The sequence below is a fragment of the Vibrio minamisatsumaniensis genome (assembly GCF_050337445.1).
GTDB classification, from domain to species: domain Bacteria; phylum Pseudomonadota; class Gammaproteobacteria; order Enterobacterales; family Vibrionaceae; genus Vibrio; species Vibrio artabrorum.
In genome coordinates this window covers 1-25,470 of the sequence record NZ_JAKJSY010000050.1, presented here as the reverse complement: position 1 = coordinate 25,470, position 25,470 = coordinate 1, and the positions used below count along the sequence as shown (strand labels likewise).

General features: G+C 45.1%; 26 protein-coding genes, 12 tRNA genes and 1 pseudogene. 34 read left to right on the top strand and 5 right to left on the bottom strand.

Going from position 1 to position 25,470, the window contains the following annotated elements:
- Positions 1–62 precede the first annotated feature (62 nt).
- Positions 63–2,057 (bottom strand): transketolase, encoded by a 1,995-nt coding sequence (gene tkt, locus L4B77_RS12405; protein ID WP_429750756.1) that lies wholly within the window; start codon positions 2,055–2,057, stop codon positions 63–65.
- A gap of 387 nt (positions 2,058–2,444) precedes the next feature.
- On the opposite strand from tkt, the gene metK reads away from it, so the two are divergent.
- The 9 genes from metK to L4B77_RS12360 all read left to right on the top strand — a co-directional run bounded on the left by metK (position 2,445) and on the right by L4B77_RS12360 (position 9,440).
- Complete coding sequence (metK, locus tag L4B77_RS12400; protein WP_065102940.1) at positions 2,445–3,599, top strand: methionine adenosyltransferase; 1,155 nt, start codon at positions 2,445–2,447, stop codon at positions 3,597–3,599.
- Between the two features lie 367 nt (positions 3,600–3,966).
- Complete coding sequence (locus tag L4B77_RS12395; RefSeq protein WP_429750753.1) at positions 3,967–4,764, top strand: DUF2189 domain-containing protein; 798 nt, start codon at positions 3,967–3,969, stop codon at positions 4,762–4,764.
- Positions 4,765–4,844: 80 nt separating this feature from the next.
- Complete coding sequence (locus L4B77_RS12390; protein WP_261838143.1) at positions 4,845–5,348, top strand: SprT family zinc-dependent metalloprotease; 504 nt, start codon at positions 4,845–4,847, stop codon at positions 5,346–5,348.
- Positions 5,349–5,441: 93 nt separating this feature from the next.
- Positions 5,442–6,173, top strand: coding sequence for an endonuclease (locus L4B77_RS12385; protein WP_429750751.1), 732 nt, complete (start codon positions 5,442–5,444; stop codon positions 6,171–6,173).
- 152 nt (positions 6,174–6,325) lie between these two features.
- Positions 6,326–7,057, top strand: a complete 732-nt coding sequence (gene rsmE / locus L4B77_RS12380; protein ID WP_429750749.1) for a 16S rRNA (uracil(1498)-N(3))-methyltransferase — start codon at positions 6,326–6,328, stop codon at positions 7,055–7,057.
- Positions 7,058–7,066: 9 nt separating this feature from the next.
- Complete coding sequence (gene gshB, locus L4B77_RS12375; RefSeq protein WP_261838146.1) at positions 7,067–8,017, top strand: glutathione synthase; 951 nt, start codon at positions 7,067–7,069, stop codon at positions 8,015–8,017.
- A 116-nt stretch (positions 8,018–8,133) separates the two neighbouring features.
- Complete coding sequence (locus tag L4B77_RS12370; RefSeq protein WP_261838147.1) at positions 8,134–8,697, top strand: YqgE/AlgH family protein; 564 nt, start codon at positions 8,134–8,136, stop codon at positions 8,695–8,697.
- A 60-nt stretch (positions 8,698–8,757) separates the two neighbouring features.
- Positions 8,758–9,180: a Holliday junction resolvase RuvX gene (ruvX, locus tag L4B77_RS12365; protein ID WP_261838148.1), complete on the top strand. Its 423-nt coding sequence runs from the start codon at positions 8,758–8,760 to the stop codon at positions 9,178–9,180.
- A gap of 98 nt (positions 9,181–9,278) precedes the next feature.
- Entirely contained in the window at positions 9,279–9,440 is a 162-nt protein-coding gene (locus L4B77_RS12360) for a hypothetical protein (protein ID WP_429750746.1), read from the top strand.
- Between the two features lie 65 nt (positions 9,441–9,505).
- On the opposite strand, the gene L4B77_RS12355 is transcribed toward L4B77_RS12360, so the two are convergent.
- Both L4B77_RS12355 and L4B77_RS12350 read right to left on the bottom strand, forming a co-directional pair.
- Positions 9,506–10,615 carry a PilT/PilU family type 4a pilus ATPase gene (locus L4B77_RS12355; protein ID WP_429750744.1) on the bottom strand — a complete coding sequence of 370 codons (1,110 nt, stop codon included), beginning with the start codon at positions 10,613–10,615 and terminating at the stop codon, positions 9,506–9,508.
- Between the two features lie 14 nt (positions 10,616–10,629).
- A complete protein-coding gene (locus L4B77_RS12350) occupies positions 10,630–11,667 on the bottom strand; it encodes a type IV pilus twitching motility protein PilT (RefSeq protein ID WP_261838151.1) in 1,038 nt (345 codons plus the stop codon).
- Between the two features lie 26 nt (positions 11,668–11,693).
- Here L4B77_RS12350 and L4B77_RS12345 point away from each other — a divergent pair, with 26 nt between their 5' ends.
- The 7 genes from L4B77_RS12345 to hemW all read left to right on the top strand — a co-directional run bounded on the left by L4B77_RS12345 (position 11,694) and on the right by hemW (position 16,544).
- A complete protein-coding gene (locus L4B77_RS12345; RefSeq protein ID WP_429750741.1) occupies positions 11,694–12,398 on the top strand; it encodes a YggS family pyridoxal phosphate-dependent enzyme in 705 nt (234 codons plus the stop codon).
- Positions 12,399–12,479: 81 nt separating this feature from the next.
- On the top strand, positions 12,480–13,298 hold the full coding sequence (proC, locus tag L4B77_RS12340) for a pyrroline-5-carboxylate reductase (RefSeq protein WP_429750739.1): 819 nt from the start codon (positions 12,480–12,482) through the stop codon (positions 13,296–13,298).
- Positions 13,299–13,373: 75 nt separating this feature from the next.
- Positions 13,374–13,931 (top strand): YggT family protein, encoded by a 558-nt coding sequence (locus L4B77_RS12335; protein WP_429750737.1) that lies wholly within the window; start codon positions 13,374–13,376, stop codon positions 13,929–13,931.
- 29 nt (positions 13,932–13,960) lie between these two features.
- On the top strand, positions 13,961–14,251 hold the full coding sequence (gene yggU / locus L4B77_RS12330) for a DUF167 family protein YggU (protein ID WP_429750735.1): 291 nt from the start codon (positions 13,961–13,963) through the stop codon (positions 14,249–14,251).
- A 28-nt stretch (positions 14,252–14,279) separates the two neighbouring features.
- Complete coding sequence (locus L4B77_RS12325) at positions 14,280–14,711, top strand: DUF4426 domain-containing protein (protein WP_261838155.1); 432 nt, start codon at positions 14,280–14,282, stop codon at positions 14,709–14,711.
- Between the two features lie 46 nt (positions 14,712–14,757).
- The gene (locus L4B77_RS12320) at positions 14,758–15,357 is read left to right on the top strand and encodes an XTP/dITP diphosphatase (protein WP_261838156.1); all 600 of its coding nucleotides are present in this window, start codon (positions 14,758–14,760) and stop codon (positions 15,355–15,357) included.
- On the top strand, positions 15,357–16,544 hold the full coding sequence (hemW, locus tag L4B77_RS12315) for a radical SAM family heme chaperone HemW (RefSeq protein WP_429750733.1): 1,188 nt from the start codon (positions 15,357–15,359) through the stop codon (positions 16,542–16,544). The genes L4B77_RS12320 and hemW overlap by 1 nt, the downstream gene beginning before the upstream one ends.
- A 254-nt stretch (positions 16,545–16,798) precedes the next feature.
- Here hemW and glsB read toward each other — a convergent pair whose 3' ends face one another.
- Positions 16,799–17,719, bottom strand: coding sequence for a glutaminase B (gene glsB / locus L4B77_RS12310; RefSeq protein WP_048605849.1), 921 nt, complete (start codon positions 17,717–17,719; stop codon positions 16,799–16,801).
- Between the two features lie 348 nt (positions 17,720–18,067).
- The gene (gene trmB / locus L4B77_RS12305) at positions 18,068–18,787 is read right to left on the bottom strand and encodes a tRNA (guanosine(46)-N7)-methyltransferase TrmB (RefSeq protein ID WP_261838158.1); all 720 of its coding nucleotides are present in this window, start codon (positions 18,785–18,787) and stop codon (positions 18,068–18,070) included.
- Between the two features lie 165 nt (positions 18,788–18,952).
- Between trmB and mutY the strand changes: the two genes are divergently transcribed.
- The 18 genes and pseudogenes from mutY to L4B77_RS12215 form a co-directional block, all read left to right on the top strand.
- Entirely contained in the window at positions 18,953–20,014 is a 1,062-nt protein-coding gene (gene mutY, locus L4B77_RS12300; RefSeq protein WP_429750730.1) for an A/G-specific adenine glycosylase, read from the top strand.
- 28 nt (positions 20,015–20,042) lie between these two features.
- Positions 20,043–20,315 (top strand): oxidative damage protection protein, encoded by a 273-nt coding sequence (locus L4B77_RS12295; RefSeq protein ID WP_010435637.1) that lies wholly within the window; start codon positions 20,043–20,045, stop codon positions 20,313–20,315.
- Between the two features lie 69 nt (positions 20,316–20,384).
- Positions 20,385–21,518, top strand: coding sequence for a membrane-bound lytic murein transglycosylase MltC (gene mltC, locus L4B77_RS12290; protein ID WP_429750726.1), 1,134 nt, complete (start codon positions 20,385–20,387; stop codon positions 21,516–21,518).
- A gap of 103 nt (positions 21,519–21,621) precedes the next feature.
- A tRNA-Phe gene (locus L4B77_RS12285) sits at positions 21,622–21,697 on the top strand.
- 73 nt (positions 21,698–21,770) lie between these two features.
- Positions 21,771–21,846, top strand: a tRNA-Thr gene (locus tag L4B77_RS12280).
- A 7-nt stretch (positions 21,847–21,853) separates the two neighbouring features.
- A tRNA-Phe gene (locus L4B77_RS12275) sits at positions 21,854–21,929 on the top strand.
- Positions 21,930–21,952: 23 nt separating this feature from the next.
- Positions 21,953–22,028: transfer RNA gene (locus L4B77_RS12270), tRNA-Asn, on the top strand.
- A gap of 70 nt (positions 22,029–22,098) precedes the next feature.
- Positions 22,099–22,174 (top strand) — tRNA-Thr (locus L4B77_RS12265).
- Between the two features lie 7 nt (positions 22,175–22,181).
- A tRNA-Phe gene (locus L4B77_RS12260) sits at positions 22,182–22,257 on the top strand.
- 57 nt (positions 22,258–22,314) lie between these two features.
- Positions 22,315–22,390, top strand: a tRNA-Asn gene (locus tag L4B77_RS12255).
- Between the two features lie 290 nt (positions 22,391–22,680).
- Positions 22,681–24,306: a methyl-accepting chemotaxis protein gene (locus L4B77_RS12250; protein WP_429750724.1), complete on the top strand. Its 1,626-nt coding sequence runs from the start codon at positions 22,681–22,683 to the stop codon at positions 24,304–24,306.
- A gap of 235 nt (positions 24,307–24,541) precedes the next feature.
- Positions 24,542–24,617: transfer RNA gene (locus L4B77_RS12245), tRNA-Phe, on the top strand.
- Between the two features lie 56 nt (positions 24,618–24,673).
- Positions 24,674–24,749 (top strand) — tRNA-Thr (locus L4B77_RS12240).
- A 24-nt stretch (positions 24,750–24,773) separates the two neighbouring features.
- Positions 24,774–24,849, top strand: a tRNA-Asn gene (locus L4B77_RS12235).
- 36 nt (positions 24,850–24,885) lie between these two features.
- A tRNA-Thr gene (locus L4B77_RS12230) sits at positions 24,886–24,961 on the top strand.
- Between the two features lie 30 nt (positions 24,962–24,991).
- Positions 24,992–25,067 (top strand) — tRNA-Asn (locus L4B77_RS12225).
- Positions 25,035–25,205 carry a hypothetical protein gene (locus L4B77_RS12220; protein WP_429750722.1) on the top strand — a complete coding sequence of 57 codons (171 nt, stop codon included), beginning with the start codon at positions 25,035–25,037 and terminating at the stop codon, positions 25,203–25,205. Before L4B77_RS12225 ends, L4B77_RS12220 begins: the two co-directional genes overlap by 33 nt.
- Before the next feature lie 36 nt (positions 25,206–25,241).
- Positions 25,242–25,470, top strand: a pseudogene (locus tag L4B77_RS12215) (IS6 family transposase); the annotation flags it as partial.

The window sequence follows — 25,470 nt, the reverse complement described above, 5'->3', positions numbered from 1 at the left end:
TAAAAAACCGAGCAACATGGCTCGGTTTTCTCTTTTCTATACTCAAAATAATTTAAAGAGTATTAAGCTAAAAGCTCTTTCGCTGTGTTTACAACGTTTTCAGTCGTGAAACCGAACATTTTGAACAGCTCGTCTGCTGGTGCAGATTCGCCGAACGTTGTCATACCGATGATCTTGCCACCAAAACCAACGTACTTGTACCAGAAGTCAGCGATGCCCGCTTCAACAGCGATACGTGCCGTTACGTCAGATGGAAGTACAGACTCACGGTACTGCGCATCTTGCTTGTCAAATGCGTCAGTGGCAGGCATAGAGACTACGCGTACTGCTTTACCTTCAGCCGTTAGCTCAGCAGCAGCGTTAACCGCAAGCTCAACTTCAGAACCGGTTGCAATGATGATTAGCTCTGGCTTACCAGCACAATCTTTCAGGATGTAACCACCCTTAGCGATGTTAGCCACTTGCTCAGCGTCACGATCTTGTTGTGCAAGGTTTTGACGAGAGAAGATAAGTGCAGAAGGACCCTCTTTACGTTCGATTGCCAGTTTCCAAGCCACGGCAGACTCAACTTGGTCACATGGGCGCCATGTGCTCATGTTTGGAGTCAAACGTAGAGAAGCGATCTGCTCCACCGGTTGGTGAGTCGGACCATCTTCGCCTAGGCCGATAGAATCGTGTGTGTAAACTTGGATGTTCTGAACTTTCATCAGAGCCGCCATACGCATTGCGTTACGTGCGTATTCCATGAACATTAGGAACGTTGCGCCGTAGGGTACGAAACCACCGTGAAGGGCGATACCGTTCATGATCGCTGTCATACCGAATTCACGTACACCGTAGTGGATGTAGTTACCAGAGAAGTCAGTTGCTTCAAGCGACTTAGAACCAGACCACATAGTCAGGTTAGAAGGCGCAAGGTCAGCAGAGCCACCCATGAATTCAGGTAGCATAGCACCAAACGCTTCTAGTGCATTTTGAGAGGCTTTACGTGAAGCGATGTTTGCTGGGTTAGCTTGAAGATCAGCAATGATTGCCGATGCTTTCTCTTCCCACTCAGCGGGTAGTTCGCCGTTAGTACGACGTTTGAATTCTGCTGCTAGCTCTGGGTAAGCCGCTGCGTATGCGTCAAATTTAGCATTCCACGCCGCTTCTTTTGCTGCGCCTGCTTCTTTTGCATTCCACTCTGCTGCGATATCCGCTGGGATTTCAAAAGGACCGTGTTCCCAACCCAGTGCTGCTTTCGTTGCTGTGATTTCATCAGCGCCTAGTGGAGCACCGTGACAGTCGTGCGTACCTGCTTTGTTTGGCGAACCAAAACCGATGATCGTTTTAGTACAGATAAGAGTTGGACGAGGGTCCGCTTTAGCCGCTTCAATCGCTGCGTTGATAGCGTCAGAGTCGTGACCATCTACCGCTGGGATTACATGCCAACCGTAAGCTTCAAAACGCTTAGGTGTATCGTCAGAGAACCAACCTTCCACTTCACCATCGATAGAGATGCCGTTGTCATCCCAGAAAGCGACTAGCTTACCAAGACCAAGCGTACCGGCTAGAGAACAGGCTTCGTGAGAGATACCTTCCATCAGACAGCCATCACCCATGAACACGTAAGTGAAATGATCGACGATGTCGTGGCCTTCTTTATTGAACTGTGCCGCCAGTGCTTTCTCTGCCATCGCCATACCAACAGCGTTAGTGATACCTTGACCTAGTGGACCCGTCGTTGTTTCGATGCCCGGTGCGTAACCATACTCTGGGTGACCTGGAGTCTTAGAGTGCAGTTGACGGAAATTTTTCAGGTCTTCAATTGAAAGCTCGTAACCTGCAAGGTGAAGCAGAGAATAAATCAACATTGAACCATGACCGTTAGATAGGATAAAACGGTCGCGGTCAGCCCACTCTGGGTTTGCTGGGTTGTGGTTCAAGTGGCCACGCCAAAGCACTTCAGCGATGTCAGCCATACCCATAGGTGCGCCTGGGTGGCCTGAATTTGCTTGTTGAACACCGTCCATGCTGAGTGCGCGGATTGCATTGGCTAGATCTTTACGAGAAGGCATGTCTGCTCCTGAGTACATAAGCGAATTAAAAAAGAGATAGATGCTAAACTTTTCATTTTTATTAGCGCGGGTATTCTCTCAAACGACTTTAGCGACTGCAAACGTTTTACTGGCATTTTAATGTTCATTTTTCGCAACTTTCGAACATTTATGTCAGCCAACAACAATAAACCTCAACGCCACGCAAACGTTTAGTTATGGCATATCATAAAAAAGAGCTTGTAATTCAACCGCTGGAATTTAGAATAGCCGTCTAGATGTAGAAACACCTACAGAACATACTTTATTGAGTGGCAGCGCTTCCTAGCTTGCGACGCCTAAAATTATTTACATATCACTGTTTGCAACCAAAACTATTTGCAACCAAAAACTAAAAGTGGAGCTCTCATGGCTAAGCACCTATTCACTTCTGAATCTGTTTCAGAAGGTCATCCAGATAAAATTGCAGACCAAATCTCTGATGCTGTTCTTGATGCCATCTTGGAACAAGATCCGAAAGCACGCGTTGCTTGTGAGACTTACGTAAAAACCGGCATGGTTATGGTTGGCGGTGAAGTAACAACATCGGCATGGGTTGATATCGAAGAAATCACTCGTGAAACAGTACGTGAAATTGGTTACGTTCACTCTGATATGGGCTTTGATGCCGACTCTTGTGCAGTACTAAACACCATTGGTAAGCAGTCTCCAGACATCAACCAAGGTGTTGATAAAGCTGACCCTAAAGATCAAGGCGCGGGCGACCAAGGTATCATGTTTGGTTATGCGACCAACGAAACACCAATCCTAATGCCTGCACCAATTACTTACTCTCACCTTCTGGTTAAGAAGCAGGCTGAAGTACGTAAGAGCGGCAAGCTTGATTTCCTTCGCCCAGATGCGAAATCACAAGTAACATTCCAGTACGACCAAGGCAAGATTGTCGGTATCGATGCGGTTGTTCTTTCGACTCAACACTGTGATTCGGTAACCACACCAGACCTACGTGAAGCGGTTATGGAAGAGATCATCAAGCCAGTACTTCCTGCTGAGTGGATCAACAAAGACACGAACTTCTTTATCAACCCAACCGGTCGTTTCGTTATCGGTGGCCCAATGGGTGACTGTGGTCTAACCGGTCGTAAGATCATTGTTGATACCTACGGCGGCGCGGCTCGTCACGGCGGCGGTGCATTCTCTGGTAAAGATCCATCAAAAGTTGACCGTTCTGCAGCTTACGCAGCGCGTTACGTTGCAAAAAACATCGTAGCGGCTGGCATGGCTGACCGTTGTGAGATTCAACTGTCTTACGCTATCGGTGTTGCAGATCCAACATCTATCATGGTTGAAACGTTTGGTACTGAAAAAGTAGCGCACGAGATCATCATTGAAGCCGTTCGTCAAAACTTCGACCTACGTCCATACGGTCTTCAAGAGATGCTGAACCTTCTTCAACCTATCTACAAACAGACAGCTGCATACGGTCACTTTGGTCGTGAAGAGTTCCCTTGGGAAGCGACAGACAAAGCCGCAATCCTTGCGGATTTCGCAGGCCTAAAATAATTTAGCGACTGCAATTTGTTTCTTTAAAGCCCTTACTTCTGAGTAAGGGCTTTATTTTTATGCACTTACCAACTCTTTCTCGGTATCCCCGACTCTACCTACCTCTTTTACCGTTAACCACTTAGTATAAAAAAACGCCGATAATTTGTATTTTCCATCACTACTGACAATAGTTAAGGTAACTCCTAAGCGATCAAGCTCACATTTAACTTAAATTAATTCAGTCTGATAACGCTCGTTAAATGCACGCTAGAACAATAACTGGGATGACAAAGAGCCATTGAGCTCAACACCATAGCTCTCACACAAGCCACATCGGTGAGCCTTATGGAATTATAACTAGGACGTTATTTAACTAGGGGGATCTATGCCTCGTACCGCTCACACATCCGAACTCAACGAGAAAAAAGACAAGGTCAGCGACCAAGATTACGCTCGAACTATTCCTTGCAACCAAATCAGTATTTCCGCGCCCTTTCATTGGTTGTCGCTTGCTCTGCATGACTTAGTAAAAATGCCGTTAATCAGCGCATTTTACGGACTGTGCTTTATGGTGGCCGCTATCGCCATTGTTCAACTGGTTCAATGGCAAGGAACGCACCTTGTTGTGATGCCAAGCCTGATCGTCTACATGCTGATAGGCCCATTTCTTGCTCTGGGTTTGTATGATGCCGCTTGGGAAAGAGAAAAAGGGCACAACGCCAACCTACTGCACTCGATGAAAGCCATCACTCGCAACTCTACCCATCAATGGGCCTTTGCAGTGGTATTGATGGTCGCGATGATATTTTGGATGCGTATCGCGGCGTTATTGCACGCACTTTACCCTTCAGTGCAAGGTGCGCCATTGACTGAGTTTGCTCCCTTCTTAATCACCGGTTCAGTGATTGGTTTTGTTATCGCAAGCCTGATATTCAGCATATCGGCATTTTCAATTCCATTAATGATGGAAAGACGCGTTGATGTAATGAGTGCCATTTTCACTAGCTTTAATGCGGTAAGGTCAAACATCCCTGCGATGGTGGTGTGGGCGAGCATTATTTGCGCTGGAATTTTAGTGGGGTTTGCGACTTACGGGATAGGTATGATTGTCACGATGCCGCTGCTTGGTTATGGTACATGGCATGCTTATCACGCGATCATCAAGAAGAATCACCATCTATAAATAATCGCCATAGTAACGAGCAATGTTATGATGAGGCCTTAGCTTAAACGCTGAGGCCTTTTATTTGGAGTTAACAACGTTTGTCTTACACCCCGCAACAACATCGAGCAAATAAGAAATTGGCCGAGTGCCTAGCTATCGCAAATCAACATTTCTCTCGTGAATTTCCACACCCAATTATCACCTATAAGTTAAGAGGTAAGGCGGCGGGAAAGGCCTACCTTCAGCTCAACGAAATTAAGCTCAACCCTGTGCTATTTACCGAGAATGAAGAAGCCTTCATCAATGAGGTTGTGCCTCATGAGCTTGCACACTTAATTACTCATCAGGTATTTGGCCGAGTGAGACCTCACGGCAATGAGTGGAAATACGTCATGGAAAAGGTATTCAACGTACCGGCCAGAACAACTCACCGTTTTGAAATCACTTCAGTTCAAGGAAAAACCTTTGAATATCGATGTGAGTGCGCCACTTACCCATTATCAATCCGACGACACAACAAAGTACTTCGAAATCAATCGACCTATCGCTGCCAACGGTGCCAGCAAACCTTAGCTTTTACTGGAACTCAACTAAGCGAATAACCGATTGATTGGCTCGTTAGAATAAATCTAATAGAGCGACCTGATATTTGAGTGATAGACTTACGTTTATCATACTTTTATCAGTCTTTTTCTATGCAAAAACTCACCTTCAAAGCATTTGGCCTATCAGTGTCTTATTTCTTATCGATAGTATTGGGCCTACTGGTAACCCAAAGCGTTTTCGCCGCTCCGCCGAGCTCATTATCCAAAGCAAAAAAAGAAGCGGTGAAGATTTATCTCGACCACCCTACTTCTTTTTATTGTGGTTGTGACATCACTTGGAAAGACAAAAAGAAAGGTATCCCAGATCTGAACAGCTGTGGCTATCAAGTTCGAAAGCAACTAAAACGAGCAAGTCGAATTGAGTGGGAACACGTGGTTCCAGCTTGGCAATTCGGTCACCAGCGTCAGTGCTGGCAAGACGGTGGGCGCAAGAACTGCACTCGCCATGATAAGGTATTCAAGTCCATGGAGGCCGACCTTCACAACTTGACTCCCGCGATTGGAGAGGTGAACGGAGATCGATCCAATTACAACTTCAGCCAGTGGAATGGCGTGAATGGCGTGAGCTACGGTCAGTGTGAAATGCAAGTTAACTTCAAGCAGCGTAAGGTTATGCCGCCAGACAGAGCAAAAGGCTCTATCGCTCGCACTTATCTTTACATGAGCCAAGAGTATGGTTTCAAGCTCTCTAAGCAACAAACCAACCTGATGATGGCGTGGAACAAGCAATTTCCTGTCGACAAGTGGGAATGTACTCGTGATCAGAAAATCTATGCCATCCAAGGTAATCACAACCCATTTGTTTACCCTGCTTGTCAATAACCCCTTTCGTTGAAGCACTATTCCTGACTGTCTCAAAAAAGAGTTTCAGAATTGCCCTGAAACTCTTGCTCTCCCCTTGTTTTTTCAACGAAAAGCATCCATGTTAGGCAGAGACAAAATACCCAAATGAACATATTTATAGGTTTACCAGCATGAGAATCCCTCGTATCCATCACCCAGAACGCATCCATCAGTTAGGTTCACTCGCTTTAGGCGAAGATGCCGCGGGTCATGTTGGTCGCGTCCTTCGCATGAAAGAAGGCCAAGAAGTTCTTCTATTTGATGGCAGTGGTGCTGAATTCCCTGCGACGATAGCTGAAGTATCAAAGAAAAATGTCACCGTTAATGTTTCTGAACGCATCGAGCACAGCAGCGAGTCTCCGTTAGACTTACATTTAGGCCAAGTGATTTCACGTGGTGACAAAATGGAGTTCACGATTCAGAAATCGGTTGAGCTTGGTGTGAACACCATTACCCCTCTAATTTCAGAGCGCTGTGGCGTTAAGCTGGATACAAAACGCTTCGAGAAAAAACTCGCACAGTGGCAAAAGATTGCTATCGCGGCGTGTGAACAGTGTGGCCGCAATACGGTTCCTGTCATTCGTCCAATTATGCAACTTGAGGAGTGGTGCAGCGAACCAAGCGAAGCATTAAAGTTAAACCTGCACCCTCGTGCAAAGTACTCAATTAACACCCTTCCAGAACCCATCAGTAAGGTGCGCTTATTGATTGGCCCTGAAGGTGGCTTGTCAGCTGAAGAAATCGGCATGACAGAACAATACAAATTTGAAGAGACGCTACTCGGCCCACGTGTACTTCGTACCGAGACAGCTGCTCTAACCGCAATTACTGCCTTACAAGTCCGTTTTGGCGATCTAGGCTAGGAGAAAAAAATGATCAAACTTGGCATCGTAATGGATCCAATTTCATCCATTAACATCAAAAAAGACTCTAGCTTTGCCATGATGCTTGAAGCTCAGCGTCGTGGTTACGAAATCCATTACATGGAAATGGATGACCTACATTTAGATCAAGGCGTAGCCATTGCTGACACTAAGGTGGTAGAACTCAAAGAAGATCCAAACGGTTGGTACGAATTTAAGTCAGAGCAAACTATTGCACTATCAGATTTAGATGCGGTACTGATGCGTAAAGATCCTCCGTTTGATACAGAGTACATCTACGCAACTTACATTCTTGAGCGCGCTGAGGAAAACGGTGCACTGATCGTCAATAAACCGCAAAGCCTGCGCGACTGTAACGAAAAATTGTTCACTGCTTGGTTCCCAGAACTGACCCCAACGACCATCGTGACTCGTAAAGCAGAAAAGATTAAAGAATTCCGCGAGAAGCATGGGGACGTGATCCTAAAACCCCTTGATGGCATGGGTGGCGCATCTATCTTCCGCGTGAAGGAAGGCGATCCAAACGTATCGGTGATCATTGAAACCTTGACCAACCACGGTCAGAACTACGCAATGGCACAAACCTTTGTTCCAGACATCAGCAATGGTGATAAGCGTATTCTTGTGGTTGACGGTGAGCCAATGCCTTACTGTCTCGCTCGTATCCCAGCAAAAGGGGAAACTCGAGGTAACCTTGCCGCTGGCGGTACTGGTGAAGCTCGTCCGCTAAGTGACACCGATTGGGCTATCGCAAGAGCCGTGGCTCCTGCACTAAAAGAGAAAGGCTTAATCTTTGTAGGACTGGATGTTATTGGCGACAAGCTGACAGAAATTAACGTGACTAGCCCTACTTGTATCCGTGAAATTGAAGCCGCTTTTGATATTTCAATTACGGGTAAATTAATGGATGCAATCGAGCGTCGCGTTAACACTAAATAGCCTAAACTAAAGAAAGCCTTTGCTATTGCAAGCACAGACGTCATTAGGCACAGAATTGATGAGCGGCTCTACGCCGCTCTTTTTCCTTTACTGGGAACACACTGGCAGGAGGCTCTATGAATTTAACGAACCACTTTCTGGTCGCTATGCCCGGAATGAAAGACCCTTACTTTCAAAATTCGGTGATCTACCTTTGTGAACACAACGATGAAGGTGCGATGGGCTTAATGATCAACGCCCCTATCGACGTCACTGTTGGTAGCATGCTTAAACAAGTTGAGGTTGATTCTGAGCAACCGAAATCCAATCAAGCAAGTCTTGAGAAACCGGTATTGAATGGTGGACCAGTCGCAGAAGACCGTGGGTTTATTTTGCACAAACCTAAAGGCAACTACCAATCCAGTATCAAGATGACTGATCAAATCTCGGTAACCACCTCAAAAGATATCTTGATGGTGTTAGGGACAGAAGATGAGCCGATGAATTATTTAGTCGCACTGGGTTATGCAGGATGGGAACCAGGACAACTGGAAACCGAACTGACCGAAAACTCATGGCTAACCGTTGAAGCCGATCCAAAGGTCATCTTCGATACGCCTATTTCTGAACGCTGGAAAGTCGCCGTGCAGATGCTAGGTATTAATGCGGCTCAGCTTTCAGCAGACGCTGGTCACGCCTAGCTCAAATCGGCTAAATAAAATAAACAGACACTCTCAAACACAGATAAATTTGGAATCCCCATGTCACGAACAATTATGGCATTTGACTACGGTACAAAAAGTATCGGCAGTGCGATAGGACAAGAAGTCACAGGCACCGCAAGCCCTCTCAAAGCTTTTAAAGCCAAAGATGGTATCCCAAACTGGGACGATATCGAAAAGCAGATTAAGGAGTGGCTGCCGAACCTGATAGTGGTTGGTCTTCCGACCGATCTTCATGGTAAAGACCTAGCTGCGATCACACCAAGGGCGAAAAAGTTCGCCAACCGTCTAAAAGGACGCTTTGGTATTGATGTGGAACTGCATGATGAAAGACTTTCTACGACAGAAGCAAGAGCCGATCTTTTTGAAATGGGCGGTTATAAAGCGCTAAGTAAAGGTAATGTCGATAATCAATCCGCCGTTGTTATTCTAGAGAGCTGGTTTGAAGCACAATATTCTTAATGAGAATTAAGTGAGCGAAATTTAAGCTAACTTGTGATCCCACTCGAATTTCACATCGTAATGTCGGTGCAATTCAAAACCAGAATGTGGGAGTTCACATGAAAATTTTTCTAGCTATCTTCGCCGCTCTAGCATTATCAGCATGCAGCTCAATGGGTGGTGGATCTGCCGGTTATACTGGCGAACAATATCCGACTAAAATCAAATTAGAAAAAGAACGTGGTTACTCAAGTGACAACAACCGTGTCGGTATGTACTGAGCGTCACTTTGAATGAACGAAAACCCGCCTAGATGCGGGTTTTTATTGGTACCAATAAAGTACTTCTAATCCATATCAATCTTAACGTCTGCCAATGGTCCCGTTCCATAATCTACATCACCACATCGAGTTTTTAGCATTAAGCGTAAGTCATTAGCAGAATCGGCACCATGAAATGCATCTTCTTCGCTGATCTTGCCTGCAACCACTAAATGATACAAAGCTTGATCAAAGGTTTGCATACCAATTTCCTTCGATTTCGCCATGGTTGCTTTTAGCTCATGGAGATCGCCACGACGAATCAAGTCAGACACTCGTGGGCTATTCAACAGAATTTCAAATACACCATGGCGCCCGCTGCCATTCTTATCGCGAATGAGTTGCTGAGCCACGACACCACGTAAATTCATCGACAGATCAAACAAGAACTGCTCTTTTTGCTCTTTCGGCACCAAGTGAAGAATACGTTCTAACGCTTGGTTGGCATTATTGGCGTGCAGCGTTGCAATACACAAGTGACCCGTTTCAGCAAAGGTCATCGCATACTCCATCGTTTCGCGGCTACGGATTTCGCCAATCAAGATCATATCTGGTGCTTGGCGTAATGAATTCTTAAGCGCAATTTCATAACTATCAGTGTCGAGCCCGACCTCACGCTGAGTCACAATACACTTCTTGTGCTCGTGGACGAACTCAATTGGGTCTTCAACGGTCAATATGTGCCCTGATCGGTTAGCGTTACGATAACCTGTCATCGCAGCCATTGAGGTTGATTTACCAGAACCTGTTGCCCCAACCACCAGCACCAGTCCACGCTTCGCAATAGAAAGATCTTGTAGTACATCTGGAAGCTTTAACTGTTCAAACGTTGGGATATCAGTCTCGATGCGTCGAATAACCGCACCAGGAAGCTCTCGTTGAAAGAATGCACTAACACGAAAGCGACCAAAGTCCCGCACAATGGCATAGTTCGCCTCACGCGTTTTTTTATATTCATGACGCTTCTCTTGATCCATCATCATATCAAGTAACCGAGTAACCTGAGTGACATTCAGCTTCTCTCCTTGAGGCCGTAATTCACCATCTACACGAAACAGGAGCGGTGCATCAACGGTGATATAAAGATCCGACGCTTTTTGAGACAGCATTCCCTCAAGGATTTGATTCAATTCCATTTTGCTCACCTTGATTAAAACATGGAGGATTCAATTTCGATCTTTTTCTCGACTTCCTCTGGATCAACCAAGCCTTGCGCCATCAGTTGTTTCGCATTTTGCTCCATGGTTTGCATACCATGAGCTGCGCCCGTTTGAATGATCGAGTACATCTGTGCAACTTTATCTTCACGGATCAAGTTTCTGATCGCAGGTGTCGCCATCATGATTTCATGGCAAGCTACACGGCCACCACCGACACGCTTTAACAGCTTCTGAGCAATCACTGAGCGCAATGATTCAGACAGCATGGAACGAACCATACCTTTGTCGCTACCCGGAAATACATCGATAATACGATCTATGGTTTTTGCCGCAGAACTGGTGTGTAGAGTTCCGAAAACTAAATGCCCTGTTTCAGCAGCGGTTAGCGCTAAGCTAATGGTTTCTTGGTCACGAAGCTCCCCCACAAGGATCACATCAGGATCTTCACGCAGAGCACTGCGCAACGCCGCTTTAAAGCTGTGTGTATCACGGTGTACTTCTCGTTGGTTAATGAGACATTTATTGTTGGTGTGAACAAATTCAATCGGATCTTCGATCGTTAAAATGTGCTTATTATGATGACGGTTTACATAATCGACCATCGCTGCCAGTGTTGTTGATTTACCCGAACCTGTTGGCCCAGTGACGAGCACTAAGCCTTTTTCGTAGTTAGCAATTTTTTCAAATATTTCAGGTGTGCCTAACTGCTCTAAAGTTGGAATTTCCACTGGGATGGTTCGAAAAACAGCCGAGCAACCACGAGATTGATGAAAAGCATTCACACGAAAACGACCAACGTTGGGCAATTCAAAAGAGAAGTCGACTTCCAGCTTCTCTTCAAACTCACCACGCTGTAGATCGTCCATAATATCAAACACCAAACGATGCACATCTGCATGACTCAAAGCTGGGATTCCAAGCTTCCTTACTTCACCATCTATACGTACCATTGGAGATACACCCGCAGAAAGATGTAGATCTGACGCGTTATGCTTTACACTAAAATCTAGTAACTCAGTGATATCCATTTATTTTCCCTTAAGTAAAGTCAGCTATGAGTAGTATTCAACAAAATATCGAACAAATCACCTCACAGATTCGTAGTGCTGAGCAAAAGTGCGGACGATCTCCAGAGTCCGTGCAACTTTTAGCCGTCAGCAAAACGAAACCTATTGATGTGATTCTAGAAGCGGCACTCGGAGGCCAAGTTGCCTTTGGTGAAAACTATGTTCAAGAAGGTGTCGATAAAGTAAAACACTTTTCAGAACAACATTCTAACCTAAATTTGGAGTGGCATTTTATTGGTCCAATTCAATCCAATAAAACCCGCCCAATTGCGGAAAGCTTCCAATGGGTGCATTCTGTCGACCGCGATAAAATTGCCCAAAGGCTCAATGATCAACGCCCAAGCGGACTTCCGCCTCTACAAGTCTTAATTCAAGTCAATACCAGCGGCGAAGAATCGAAGTCCGGAACATCTGAAGAGACAGTTTTTGCGCTCGCAGAGTTGATTTCGTCGCTTCCAAACCTCACTTTAAGAGGGTTGATGTCGATTCCAGCAAATGTCTCTGACTATCAATCACAACTTAATGCATTTTCTCAACTGGCCGAGCTTCAACAAAAGCTTGCTGCGAAATATTCAAACATTGATACCCTTTCGATGGGCATGAGTGGCGATATGGATGCTGCCGTTGAGGCTGGTAGCACCATGGTTCGTATTGGTACAGCTATCTTTGGTGCTCGAGATTACGTGAAATAGTGACAACAAGTCGCGACGAAAACGATAAGTATTGATATCGCTTCGCTTTGACCGCGCAGCGACACGCTCAGGATTGTATATATGGAACATAAGAACATCGCCTTTATTGGGGCGGGAAACATGGTTCGCTCAATTGTAGCGGGCTTAGTGGCGAGTGGTTATCCAGCGCAAAAGATTACAGCAACAGCGCCCTCAGACATTAGAAGGCTGCCGTTAGAACAAAAGTATGGCATCAATACCACCAGCGATAATATTGCCGCAGCACAGCAAGCAGACGTTGTTGTACTGTCAGTGAAGCCACAAATGATGGCTGATGTATGTAAACCCTTACAAGATATCGACTTCAGCAACAAACTGGTTATCTCGATTGCTGCGGGTATTAATGCGAATCGACTCAATGAGATGTTAAACTGCCAGCTGAACCTTGTTCGTGTCATGCCAAACACACCATCATTGCTTGGTAAAGGGATGAGCGGTCTATATGCCGATGCAACCGTTAGCCAAGGTGATAAAGAGTTCGCTTCTCAGCTGATGCAAGCCGTAGGTGAAGTCAGCTGGGTTGAGCAAGAGTCTGGAATCAACAACATCATTGCGGCGGCGGGCAGTGCTCCGGCTTACTTCTTCCTGTTTATGGAAGCGATGCAAGCTGAAGCAATCAAGCAAGGCTTTGACCAACCAACCGCTCGTAAATTAGTGCAGCAATCTGCATTGGGCGCGGCAGAGATGGTCGTAGCAAACCCAGAGACTGAATTATCAACACTGCGTGAGCAGGTGACTTCAAAAGGCGGCACCACCGCGGAGGCACTGCGCACGTTTAACGAGCATCAACTCTCAGATATCGTAGCAAAAGCCATGCAAGCGGCTGTTGCTCGCGCTGAAGAGATGGAAAAACTGTTTTAATACTCATTACTGTACAAAGCATTTTGTCGCTTGAGTTATACCTAAGTGGCAAGTCAATCCGAAAAAGGAAACAATATGAACTCGATGAGCTTTTTGATCTCGACCGTTTTTGATCTCTACATCATGGTTGTGATCTTGCGTATCTGGCTACAAGCATCACGTGCTGATTTCTACAACCCATTCTCACAATTTATCGTTAAAGCGACACAACCGGTTGTGGCCCCACTACGCCGAGTTATTCCATCAATCGGCAGCCTCGACCTTGCAACGGTTGTATTCGCTTATGTACTGTGTGTACTGAAGTTCGTCGCTCTAAACCTGATTATCTCTGGCGGGGCTGCAGTATTTGATATCAGCTTCCTGATCTTTGGCGCACTGTCTCTAGTTAAAGCCGCGGGAGGGTTAATCTTCTGGGTTCTACTTATCCGTGCAATCCTAAGCTGGGTAAGCCAAGGCCGTAGCCCTGTTGAGTACGTATTCCATCAGTTGACTGAACCAATGCTAATACCGATTCGTCGTATCCTACCGGACATGGGTGGTTTCGACTTAAGCGTATTGGTTCTGTTCATTATTCTACAGTTCGCCAACTTTTTAATGGGCGACATGGTTGGTCCTATTTGGTATCAACTATAATTTAAGTACGAACCTCAGGTACTTTGACGATGCCAAAAGCGGTTTGGGCCGAGGAGGACGATATTCTTCTTAGGCTCTATATTCAACCCAAAGCAAGCCGCGATAAAATCGTCGGCTTGCACAGTGAGGAACTGAAAATTGCCATTACTGCTCCGCCGGTTGATGGCAAAGCCAATGCCCATTTAGCGAAATATCTTGCCAAGCAATTTAAGGTCGCTAAAGGACAAATTAAGATAGAAAAGGGAGAACTCGGTAGGCACAAGCAAGTTCGAATATGCTCGCCAAGCCAAATCCCAACTGAAGTCAAAGCCATCCTATGATGGCTTTTTGCTATTTATTGGAGTCATTATGCGTTTATGGATAACAGCACTACTTACTGCTCTTGTTGCCTTACCCAGCTGGGCTGGACAGTTTAAGAATATCAAGGATGTCGAGGTTCACTACTCAGCTTTCAATTCCACGTTTCTAACGGCACAAGTCGCTAAGCAATACAAACTGAAACGAAATGGTTACTCAGCCATTCTCAACATCAGCGTGTTAGACAAAGCATCCCTAGGCAAGCCGGCGACAACGGCTAAAATCACCGGAACAGCAAAGAACCTCGTGGGAAACACCCGTACTTTGAAGTTTCGTGAAATAAAGGAAGGCGATGCCATTTATTACCTGGCAGAGTTCCCTATCACTCACGAAGAAAACATCACCTTTAACATTGAAGTTAACGCAGGCTTGAAAGGCACAGGCCCACTGCGCTTCACACAAAAATTTTATATAGAAGAGTAAGATCTTCTTACTTTCCTATTCAATCACTTATTAGAGTCACATTTCCATGAATAAGATTGTTTTAGCAACAGGTAACCAAGGTAAAGTTCGCGAGATGGCAGATATTCTGTCTGAGTTTGGTTTCGACGTTGTCGCGCAAAGTGAATTTAACGTTTCAGAAGTCGCTGAAACGGGCACAACGTTCATTGAAAACGCCATCATCAAAGCTCGCCACGCCGCGAAAGAGACCGGCCTCCCTGCCATTGCGGACGACTCTGGTTTAGAAGTCGATTTCCTTAATGGTGCACCTGGCATTTACTCAGCGCGTTACTCTGGTGAAGGGGCGACCGATAAGCAGAACATCGAAAAACTATTAGATGCGATGCAAGGTGTCGACGTTGAAAAGCGTACTGCACGTTTCCACTGTGTGTTGGTGCTAATGCGTCACGAGAATGATCCAACCCCTCTAGTGTGTCACGGTAAATGGGAAGGTCGCATCCTTACTGAAGAACACGGTGAGAATGGCTTTGGCTACGATCCTATCTTCTTTGTTCCAGAAGATAATTGCGCATCCGCTGAGCTTGAATCGTCACGTAAGAAGCAACTATCACACCGTGGCAAAGCGCTTGCGTCACTGTTCAAAGCCCTCAAGGAGCAAGCTCTGTAATGCATAATGCAGCGCTAATACCACCCGCACTTAGCCTTTATGTGCACATCCCATGGTGTGTACAAAAGTGCCCGTATTGTGATTTCAACTCGCACGCACTGAAAGTCGAGATCCCAGAAAAAGAGTACATCGATGCGCTGCTTGAGGATCTCGATACTGACATCGAAAAATATCAACTCAATGATACGCCTCGCCCATTGCATTCAATCTTTATTGGCGGCGGCACACCGAGTCTATTTTCTCCTGAAGGAATTGGTCGATTGCTACAAGGCATTGAACAACGTATCCCGTTCAAACCTGAAATAGAAATCACTATGGAAGCCAACCCGGGGACCATCGAAGCAGAGCGCTTTGCCGGTTACCAAAAGGCAGGGGTGAGTCGAATCTCGGTGGGCGTGCAAAGCTTTGAGCAAGAGAAACTGGAAAGACTTGGCCGTATTCATGGTCAAGATGAAGCGGTCAATGCTGCTCATTTAGCACATAAGATCGGATTAAATAGCTTCAACCTAGACTTAATGCACGGCTTACCCGATCAGAGTATTGATCAAGCGTTGGCTGATTTAGACAAAGCGATCGAGCTCGCTCCTCCGCATTTATCTTGGTATCAGCTAACAATAGAACCTAACACCATGTTCTATTACAAAACGCCAACCCTGCCTGATGATGATGACCTTTGGGATATCTTCGACCTAGGCCATAAGAAGCTTGCTGACGCGGGTTATGTACAGTACGAAATTTCAGGCTACAGTAAGCCGGGATATCAGTGCCAACATAACCTCAACTATTGGCGCTTTGGTGACTACTTAGGTATCGGCTGTGGCTCTCATGGCAAGCTGAGTTTTGCAGATGGACGCATTGTTCGCACCACTAAAGTTAAGCACCCGAGAGGCTACCTAGCGGCGTACCAGAACATGGTAAAGCCTTATCTATCCGATGAATTTGAAGTGCCGAATGAAGACCGCCCTTTTGAGTTCTTCATGAACCGCTTTAGGTTAATGGAAGCGTGTCCAAAGCAAGATTTCATCGATACGACTGGGCTTGATTTTGACTCGATTCAAGAAACGATTGAATGGGCAAAAGAGCTAGGCTACTTGAATGAAACCGACAGTCATTGGCAGATCACTGAAAAAGGCAAACTGTTCCTCAACGATTTGCTGGAAGCCTTTATGGCTGAAGAAGACGAATAGTTCGAGATTCGAGAAGTATTACGTAAGGGTTGGCTTTAGGGTCAACCCTTTTCTAATTTGCGCGTCAACAAATAATAGATTCCCGATTACGCTCCTGCGTCGCTATCGGGAATGACGGGCATCAAACAAGTCTTATCCCCAAAAAGTTAGGGGCCAGTGCGTCGAAAGTTAAAAACAACACCGTCATCCTCAAGAACGAGGGGCGAGTGAGTTGGGGAGCTCTTGCAAATGTCCCCCCCAACTTAAAAGCGCTTTTAGAAAATAGAACGCCCAATACGCTCAGAAAGCAGCTCTAATGCCTTAGTGCCAGCTAAAGAGTTACCAGAAGGATCCAGTTCTGGAGACCACACCGCAATCGTCATTTCGCCAGGTACGATAGCAATAATACCGCCGCCAACACCCGATTTACCAGGCATGCCAACACGATAAGCAAACTCACCCGCTCCATCGTACAAACCACATGTCGCAAGTAACGCATTCAATTGCTTAGTCTGAACTGGGGTGATGATCTCTTTCTTGGTTTGAACCGACACGCCTTTGTTTGCCAAGTAGCTAAAGGTTTTTGCCAAGTCCACACACGTCATTTTAAGCGCACAGGCATGAAAGTAGTTATTCAGAACAGGGATAACATCATTTTCAAAGTTACCAAATGAACGCATCAAGTACGCGATAGCCGCATTACGATCGCTGTGCATCATTTCTGACGCCGCTACAACCTTGTCATACACAATATGCGTATCGCCTGATAGCTGACGCACAAACTCCAATAAACGGTGTCTCGGTGCTGACAGGCGGCTTTGTAATAGGTCTGCTACGACAATAGCACCCGCATTGATAAACGGGTTGCGGGGAATCCCCTGCTCCATCTCAAGCTGAATCATCGAGTTAAAGGCTTGACCAGAAGGCTCTTTGCCTACTCTTTGCCAAATCTCTTCAGGCTTATATAGCACCATAGCTAGCGTCAGGCTCAAGGCTTTAGAAATAGATTGCACAGAAAATGCTTCTTCAGCATCGCCTGCTTTAATCACCTCACCTTCATTGGTGTATACCGCGATCGCCAGTTTCTGGTTCGATACACGAGCCAGTGCAGGGATATAATCAGCGACCTTTCCCTGTCCAATTAAAGGACGAACTTCGTCTAAGATCTCGGCCAAAATAGCTTGAGTTGGTTTCATGTGCGCTTACTTCTATATTGTTATTTTTGTAGGGGTGTAACATATACCAATCGTAGTAAATAACTGCTCACTCTAGCTTGTTAAAATACTCGATAACTGCGTTAGAATTTTTGATTGTAGAGTAACTACTTATCGAAAAATGCTGCCTTGTTCTCAAGCCTTTTTCCTACGCTATTTCTGATCACTTACTTACTGTGATTGGTATTAATTTCTGTCGTTAAGCCTTTACTGGTATAAAAGCCTAAGGACAAAAAAGCCAACATTACAATAATGTTGGCTTTAATCAATCCCATAAAGTGTCGAGGTTAAATCATAAATCGGACTACCCTTCACTCATTTGATTCGGAGTTACTTAGTACGCTTGAACTTAATGTCCCAAACACCATGGCCTAAACGGTGGCCACGTGCTTCAAACTTCGTTAGCGGGCGCTCATCCGGACGAGGGATGTAATCGCCATCTTCAGCGATATTCTCGAAGCCTGGAGCTGCGTTCATCACTTCAATCATATGTTCTGCGTAGTTTTCCCAGTCTGTTGCCATGTGGAAAATACCAGTATCAAGTTGAAGCTTACCGCGAACCATCTCTGCAAACTCAGCCTTAACGATACGACGCTTATGGTGACGAGCTTTGTGCCATGGGTCAGGGAAGAATAGTTGCAGCGTATGCAGGCTGCTATCTGGAATCATGTGTTCGAATACTTCTACTGCATCATGACACATGACACGTAGGTTAGTGACACCAGCATCGCGAGCAGTACCTAAACACGCCCCCACACCCGGGCTATGAACTTCAATCCCTAAGAAATTTTTCTCAGGTGCGTTCTTTGCCATTTCAACCAGTGATGCACCCATACCGAAACCAATCTCGAGTACAACCGGGTTATCGTTGCCAAAGACTTCTTTCCAGTTAAGAAGCTCTGGGTTGTAGTCGATACCCATTGTTGGCCAACATTCATTCATCGCGTTCTCTTGGCCTTTTGTTAAGCGGCCTTCGCGGCGAACAAAACTACGGATCTTACGAACCAGTTTGCCGTCTTCAGTATATTCGTTAGTGGTCACTTCACTCATTGATTTTTGCCTGCACATTGATTAATCAAAGCGGGGATTATCCAAAGAATTGCCTCCGGTGCAAGTCTTTCCGTGGATAAATTCCCACACAATTTGTCTGTTTTACATCCAACGTTAAGTGTGGTGCAATTTCGCTTCTAATAATAGCAAAGCATAGAGCATGTCGTGACTCCTTTCGCAACCGCCATATTAAAGTGGTATGACGCCTACGGGCGTAAAGAATTACCTTGGCAACAAAACAAAACCGCCTACACCGTTTGGCTATCTGAAATTATGCTTCAGCAGACTCAAGTCGCCACGGTGATTCCATACTACCAGCGCTTCTTGGAGCGTTTTCCTACGGTTATCGATCTAGCGAATGCCGAACAAGATGAGGTACTCCACTTATGGACAGGACTTGGTTATTACGCACGGGCGCGTAATCTACATAAAGCAGCCAAAATAGTTGCTGAGCAATATGGTGGGGAATTTCCGCTGTCTATCGAAGAGATGAAGGCGCTACCGGGCATCGGTCGCTCAACTGCAGCTGCCGTGCTGTCATCGGTTCATAAGCTGCCTCATGCGATTCTTGATGGCAATGTAAAACGAACGCTTGCGAGAAGCTTTGCCGTTGAAGGTTGGCCGGGGCAAAAGAGAGTCGAGAACCAACTCTGGGAATATGCAGAGGCACACACTCCGAACAAAGATGTCGATAAGTACAACCAAGCAATGATGGACATGGGGGCGATGGTTTGTACCCGTAGCAAGCCTAAGTGCACCTTGTGCCCGATTGAAAGCATATGTGAAGCCAAGAAGCTTGATAGGCAGCTCGACTTCCCAGGCAAAAAGCCCAAGCAAGAAAAGCCAGTAAAAGAAACATGGTTTGTGATTCTGTATCACGACAACCAAGTATGGCTCGAACAGCGCCCTCAATCAGGTATCTGGGGCGGATTGTTTTGTTTCCCTCAAAATGAAAACGCAGAGATCGAACATCAACTGGATCTTCGTTCGATCAAAGACACTCAAACAGCTTCGATCAAGACAATGATTGCGTTTAGGCACACTTTCAGCCACTACCACCTCGATATCACTCCCGTATTAGTGAAATTAGATAAACAACCAGATTTGATAATGGAAGGGACTAAAGGTCTCTGGTATAACTTATCAAAACCGGAAGAAATTGGCCTAGCCGCTCCTGTAAAGCTGCTTATTGAGAGCCTACCCTTTGAACTGAACGACGACGTTTGAATCAACGAACGCGATAAGAGGAACCACTATGAGCCGCACTGTATTTTGTGCTCGCCTTCAAAAAGATGCTGAAGGCCTAGATTTTCAACTTTACCCAGGTGACTTAGGTAAGCGTATCTTTGACAACGTATCTAAAGAAGCTTGGGGACAATGGCAAAGCAAGCAAACTATGCTTATCAATGAAAAGAAGCTAAACATGATGGATCCTGAGCATCGTAAACTTCTAGAAACAGAGATGGTAAACTTCCTTTTCGAAGGTAAAGATGTCGTTATTGATGGCTATACTCCGCCAAGTGAATAAGGCATTTATTTAAGCAATTTTTAATGACATCATGGTTAACGCTGCGATGTCATTTTTGTTTGAGGAACTATGAAAAAGCTAAGTTACTTCCTAATAGCCATGTTGTTAACTGGGTGCAGTCGTGAATTTGTCGAAAGCCTTTATGATGTGAATTACGAGCCCACCAACCGATTTGTAAGTAATTTGGCAGAACTCCCTGGTCAATTTGAAAAAGACACCGGAGCACTAGATGCTTTGATTAATAGCTTTTCAGGTAATATCCAAAAGCGCTGGGGCAGCAGTGAAGTAAAGATGGCAGGTAAGAGTAACTATTTGAAATACATAGACAATTACTTAAGTCGTTCTGAAGTCAACTTTAGTCAAGGTCTGATCACCGTTGAAACCGTCTCTTCAACTGAACCGAAAAAACACCTCAAAAATGCGATTATAACGACACTTCTCACACCAGATGACCCCGCTAATGTCGATCTATTTTCGTCTAAAAGCATTAAGTTAGAGGGGCAACCTTTTCTCTACAATCAAGTCGTTGATCAAGAAAAAAAACCGATTCAATGGACATGGCGAGCCAACAAATTTGCCGACTACCTGATCGCCCATAACTTAAAAGTTAAGGAAGTCGACTTTAAAAAAGCCTACTACGTTGAGATTCCAATGGTGGCCGATCACGCCAACAGACGAAGCTACAAATACGCTGATATTGTTCATCGCGCATCCCAACGTTACGACATTCCTGAAGACTTGATTTACGCCATCATCAAAACAGAAAGCAGTTTTAACCCCTACGCTGTGAGCTGGGCGAACGCCTATGGCCTGATGCAAGTGGTTCCTAAAACCGCCGGCCGAGATGTATTTAAACTCGTAAAAAACAGGTCTGGAGAGCCAAGTCCTGAGTATTTATTCAATCCAGAAAACAATATTGATGTTGGCACCGCATACTTTTACATACTTAAAAATCGTTATTTGAAAGGCGTAAAGCACCCGACAACTCTCGAATACAGCATGATCTCAGCATACAATGGCGGCACAGGAGGTGTCCTTAACACCTTTAGCAAAGACAGAAAGCGAGCAATGCGAGACTTAAATTCGTTGCAACCTAGCCAAGCTTACTGGGCTCTGACAAAGAAACACCCAAATAAAGAGTCACGACGATACTTAGAAAAAGTAACAAAATTCAAGAAAGACTTTAACCAAGGTAAAACGTAAGCCTCACTTTTGAATAAAAAAACAACGAATGAACGTTTTTTTTAATTATTTTAAAAAAAGGTGTTGACGGTTATGCAGAAAATCCGTTTAATAGCGCTCCGTTGCCCGGATAGCTCAGTCGGTAGAGCAGAGGATTGAAAATCCTCGTGTCGGTGGTTCGATTCCGCCTCCGGGCACCACAGTTTGAATTGTTGGTGTCATGACCCTTTTAAAAGAGTCACTACACGAACAAAAGCATAAAGAATTTAGTGTGCCGACTTAGCTCAGTAGGTAGAGCAACTGACTTGTAATCAGTAGGTCACCAGTTCGACTCCGGTAGTCGGCACCATTCTTTTGCCTCGATAGCTCAGTCGGTAGAGCAGCGGATTGAAAATCCGCGTGTCGGTGGTTCGATTCCGCCTCGAGGCACCATTATTTGGTGCTTAACGAATAATTCCCCTTTAGTTCAGTTGGTAGAACGGCGGACTGTTAATCCGTATGTCGCAAGTTCAAGTCTTGCAAGGGGAGCCAATTTAAAGAACTTCATTGTATATGAGGTTTTCGTTGAAGAGTTTAACTCTTCAAGCAAAGAATTTAGTGTGCCGACTTAGCTCAGTAGGTAGAGCAACTGACTTGTAATCAGTAGGTCACCAGTTCGACTCCGGTAGTCGGCACCATTCTTTTGCCTCGATAGCTCAGTCGGTAGAGCAGCGGATTGAAAATCCGCGTGTCGGTGGTTCGATTCCGCCTCGAGGCACCATTATTTGGTGCTTAGCAAATAATGGTCTTTAATAGACCTGATGTTGAGACAAATAATTCCCCTTTAGTTCAGTTGGTAGAACGGCGGACTGTTAATCCGTATGTCGCAAGTTCAAGTCTTGCAAGGGGAGCCACATTTAAAAAAGCCAAGTCGAAAGACTTGGCTTTTTTGCATTTCAGCGTAAGCCCTCTCTAGATCACCAATCACATCTAAGACCTTCACAATAGCAACTAAATTCCCCTTAAACCTCAACGCATTTAAACTCGTTGATTATCACAAAAAAGTAACAAGCCCTCGTTCTATTACTTTTTTTTCTTCGAGAATTTAATCTATATCATGTTTTGTTACCTTTCTAATATCTGCCCTAGACCACTTAGATTAAGATTCAATGAATTATATTATTGAATCGCGGCTCGGGAAAATATGAAACTAAAAACGCAAGCTTACTTACTATCGGGCATCATCTTGATAGCTCTACTAGCACTAACTGCTACTGGTTTATGGACCTTGAGAGTCGCTAGCAACATGGACAACGAAGCTCGCGTGACAGAGCTATTTAAGAGTGCATACAGCATCCTCACTGAAGTTGAGAAAATGGCAATTGATGGCACACTAGAAGAAGAACAAGCTAAACAGCTTGCTATTCGCCTTCTACGTAACAACATCTATAAAGACAATGAATATGTCTACGTTGCGGACGAAAACATGACGTTTGTCGCGACACCATTAGATCCTCAACTACATGGGACCAGCTTTAACGATTTTAAAGATGGCAACGGTAATAGTGTTGGCCAACTGATCCAAAGAATACTTGGTAATCGTACTGGCCAAATCATTGAGTACACCTGGACACAAAAACTACCAGATGGAACGATTGAAGAAAAACTGTCTATTGCAGAAAAAACGCCACATTGGGGCTGGGTTGTAGGTACAGGTATCGGCTTCAACGAAGTGAACGCACGTTTCTGGTCTACCGCTCAATGGCAACTATTACTGTGCGTCGTTATTGCAGGTCTAATTCTTTCTAGTTTAATCGTATCTATTAAACGAATGCTAGCGCTTCTTGGTGGTGAGCCTAAAGACGTAAGAGAGGCTGTACAAGCCGTAGCACAAGGTCGAATTCAAACCTCTTTCGAAACTCAGGCAACGGAGGGTAGTATTTACCACGCCGTACAACAAATGAGTCAGTCTCTGGCAGAGCTCGTCTCAAACCTTGACTCTTCTATGCTGGCATTGAGAGGAGAACTGCAACACGTAGAAGATCGTGCCGGCTCTATCGCTCAACTGACAGAAACGCAACAACAATCAACTGAGATGATCGCGACAGCAATGACCGAGATGGCCTCTTCAGCCAATAACGTTGCCGATTCAGCTAGCGATACCGCACGAAACACTGATGAGGCGGATAAACAGAGCCTACACACTCAACAACTGATCCACAACACAGTAGATAACATTCAAGGCTTAGCAGGCCAACTAGGGACAGCGAGCCAAGCTGTCGCTAACCTAGACAACGATGTAAACAACATTGTGAAAGTCTTAGATGTGATTGGTGATATAGCGGAGCAAACTAATTTGCTAGCACTTAACGCAGCCATTGAAGCAGCTCGAGCGGGCGAACAAGGTCGTGGATTTGCGGTTGTGGCAGATGAAGTTCGAAACCTTGCAGGCCGAACACAATCAAGCACCAAAGAAATACAGTTAATGATTAATAACCTTCAAGAAGGATCTCGCAACGCAATTCAAACTATGGAAGTTTGTGCTGCGACCAGTGAAAGCACTGTGACAGAGTCTCAAAGCGCCTCTGAAGCACTACAACAGATTGTCATCGCATTAGAGTCTATTTCATCAATGAGTCATCAAATCGCGACAGCGGCCGCTGAGCAGACTCAGGTGAGCGATGATATATCAAAGCGTATCAATATGATCGAAGAAAGTGGTAACCAACTGAGCAATGTCGTGACAGAAAGTCATAACAGCACCCAAACTCTCAGCTCCCTTTCCAACGAATTAGAAGCTTGGGTTAATCGGTTTGAAGTAAAACACTAAACTCTCGAAAAAATTCGTAGATATAAAAGCACGTTTTCATACGTGCTTTTTTTTATTTCGCACCCATTCCGTGTAGTTAACCGTACTTTTACTATCTTTTAGGGCATGCTAGAACTAGGCTTTTCACCCCAAATGACCAAAAACAACCCACTAAGTATAGAAAAACATCAAACGATACTTTTTTTGCAATTTAATGTTGACCCAGAACGCGAAAACACGTTTAATACACCTCGTCGCCCGGATAGCTCAGTCGGTAGAGCAGAGGATTGAAAATCCTCGTGTCGGTGGTTCGATTCCGCCTCCGGGCACCACAATTTATTTGTTGGTGTCTCAGACAACAACAGTAAAGCACAAAGAAATATTATGTGCCGACTTAGCTCAGTAGGTAGAGCAACTGACTTGTAATCAGTAGGTCACCAGTTCGACTCCGGTAGTCGGCACCATTTCTTTAAAGCTTTAAGAATAATTCCCCTTTAGTTCAGTTGGTAGAACGGCGGACTGTTAATCCGTATGTCGCAAGTTCAAGTCTTGCAAGGGGAGCCAAGTTAATCATCAAGCATAAGCTTTTTGATTCATGATGCCGACTTAGCTCAGTAGGTAGAGCAACTGACTTGTAATCAGTAGGTCACCAGTTCGATTCCGGTAGTCGGCACCATTCTCTTTGATTAGAGACTAAACAATCTATTCCCCTTTAGTTCAGTTGGTAGAACGGCGGACTGTTAATCCGTATGTCGCAAGTTCAAGTCTTGCAAGGGGAGCCAATTAAAAAAAGCCGCATCATTGATGCGGCTTTTTTGCGTCTAAAGATCCCAACTTCTCAATACAACTACCCTCACCTTTCAAATACCATATTCACTTCAGAAACCGGTTCTGTCGCAAACTTTGAGTCATTAAGTTAAGATTTTCTTCATTTCTATTCATGAGACTGATTCTTAATGTTTAAAGGCTGCCACTTCCCCTCTGAAGTTATTCTCGAAACCGTACGTTATTATCTCGCCTATAAACTCAGTTATCGTGAAATTGAAGAGATACAATTGGAGCGCGGTGTCGTTGTGGATCACGCCACGATTAATCGTTGGGTTATCAAATTTACGCCAGTATTAGAGCACAGAGCGAGGCGTAGAAAGAAGCCCGTATCTGACTCGTGGCGAATGGATGAAACCT

Coding starts and splice junctions, on each gene's coding strand:
- L4B77_RS12295 (WP_010435637.1), top strand. CDS start 20,043: ATGAGCCGCACTGTATTTTGTGCTCGCCTTCAAAAAGATGCTGAAGGC.
- rsmE (WP_429750749.1), top strand. CDS start 6,326: ATGAGAATCCCTCGTATCCATCACCCAGAACGCATCCATCAGTTAGGT.
- L4B77_RS12385 (WP_429750751.1), top strand. CDS start 5,442: ATGCAAAAACTCACCTTCAAAGCATTTGGCCTATCAGTGTCTTATTTC.
- proC (WP_429750739.1), top strand. CDS start 12,480: ATGGAACATAAGAACATCGCCTTTATTGGGGCGGGAAACATGGTTCGC.
- L4B77_RS12325 (WP_261838155.1), top strand. CDS start 14,280: ATGCGTTTATGGATAACAGCACTACTTACTGCTCTTGTTGCCTTACCC.
- metK (WP_065102940.1), top strand. CDS start 2,445: ATGGCTAAGCACCTATTCACTTCTGAATCTGTTTCAGAAGGTCATCCA.
- ruvX (WP_261838148.1), top strand. CDS start 8,758: ATGTCACGAACAATTATGGCATTTGACTACGGTACAAAAAGTATCGGC.
- L4B77_RS12355 (WP_429750744.1), bottom strand. CDS start 10,615: ATGGAATTGAATCAAATCCTTGAGGGAATGCTGTCTCAAAAAGCGTCG.
- L4B77_RS12395 (WP_429750753.1), top strand. CDS start 3,967: ATGCCTCGTACCGCTCACACATCCGAACTCAACGAGAAAAAAGACAAG.
- L4B77_RS12345 (WP_429750741.1), top strand. CDS start 11,694: ATGAGTAGTATTCAACAAAATATCGAACAAATCACCTCACAGATTCGT.
- L4B77_RS12220 (WP_429750722.1), top strand. CDS start 25,035: ATGTCGCAAGTTCAAGTCTTGCAAGGGGAGCCAATTAAAAAAAGCCGC.
- L4B77_RS12350 (WP_261838151.1), bottom strand. CDS start 11,667: ATGGATATCACTGAGTTACTAGATTTTAGTGTAAAGCATAACGCGTCA.
- trmB (WP_261838158.1), bottom strand. CDS start 18,787: ATGAGTGAAGTGACCACTAACGAATATACTGAAGACGGCAAACTGGTT.
- tkt (WP_429750756.1), bottom strand. CDS start 2,057: ATGCCTTCTCGTAAAGATCTAGCCAATGCAATCCGCGCACTCAGCATG.
- hemW (WP_429750733.1), top strand. CDS start 15,357: ATGCATAATGCAGCGCTAATACCACCCGCACTTAGCCTTTATGTGCAC.
- gshB (WP_261838146.1), top strand. CDS start 7,067: ATGATCAAACTTGGCATCGTAATGGATCCAATTTCATCCATTAACATC.
- mltC (WP_429750726.1), top strand. CDS start 20,385: ATGAAAAAGCTAAGTTACTTCCTAATAGCCATGTTGTTAACTGGGTGC.
- L4B77_RS12250 (WP_429750724.1), top strand. CDS start 22,681: ATGAAACTAAAAACGCAAGCTTACTTACTATCGGGCATCATCTTGATA.
- yggU (WP_429750735.1), top strand. CDS start 13,961: ATGCCAAAAGCGGTTTGGGCCGAGGAGGACGATATTCTTCTTAGGCTC.
- L4B77_RS12320 (WP_261838156.1), top strand. CDS start 14,758: ATGAATAAGATTGTTTTAGCAACAGGTAACCAAGGTAAAGTTCGCGAG.
- glsB (WP_048605849.1), bottom strand. CDS start 17,719: ATGAAACCAACTCAAGCTATTTTGGCCGAGATCTTAGACGAAGTTCGT.
- L4B77_RS12360 (WP_429750746.1), top strand. CDS start 9,279: ATGAAAATTTTTCTAGCTATCTTCGCCGCTCTAGCATTATCAGCATGC.
- L4B77_RS12370 (WP_261838147.1), top strand. CDS start 8,134: ATGAATTTAACGAACCACTTTCTGGTCGCTATGCCCGGAATGAAAGAC.
- L4B77_RS12335 (WP_429750737.1), top strand. CDS start 13,374: ATGAACTCGATGAGCTTTTTGATCTCGACCGTTTTTGATCTCTACATC.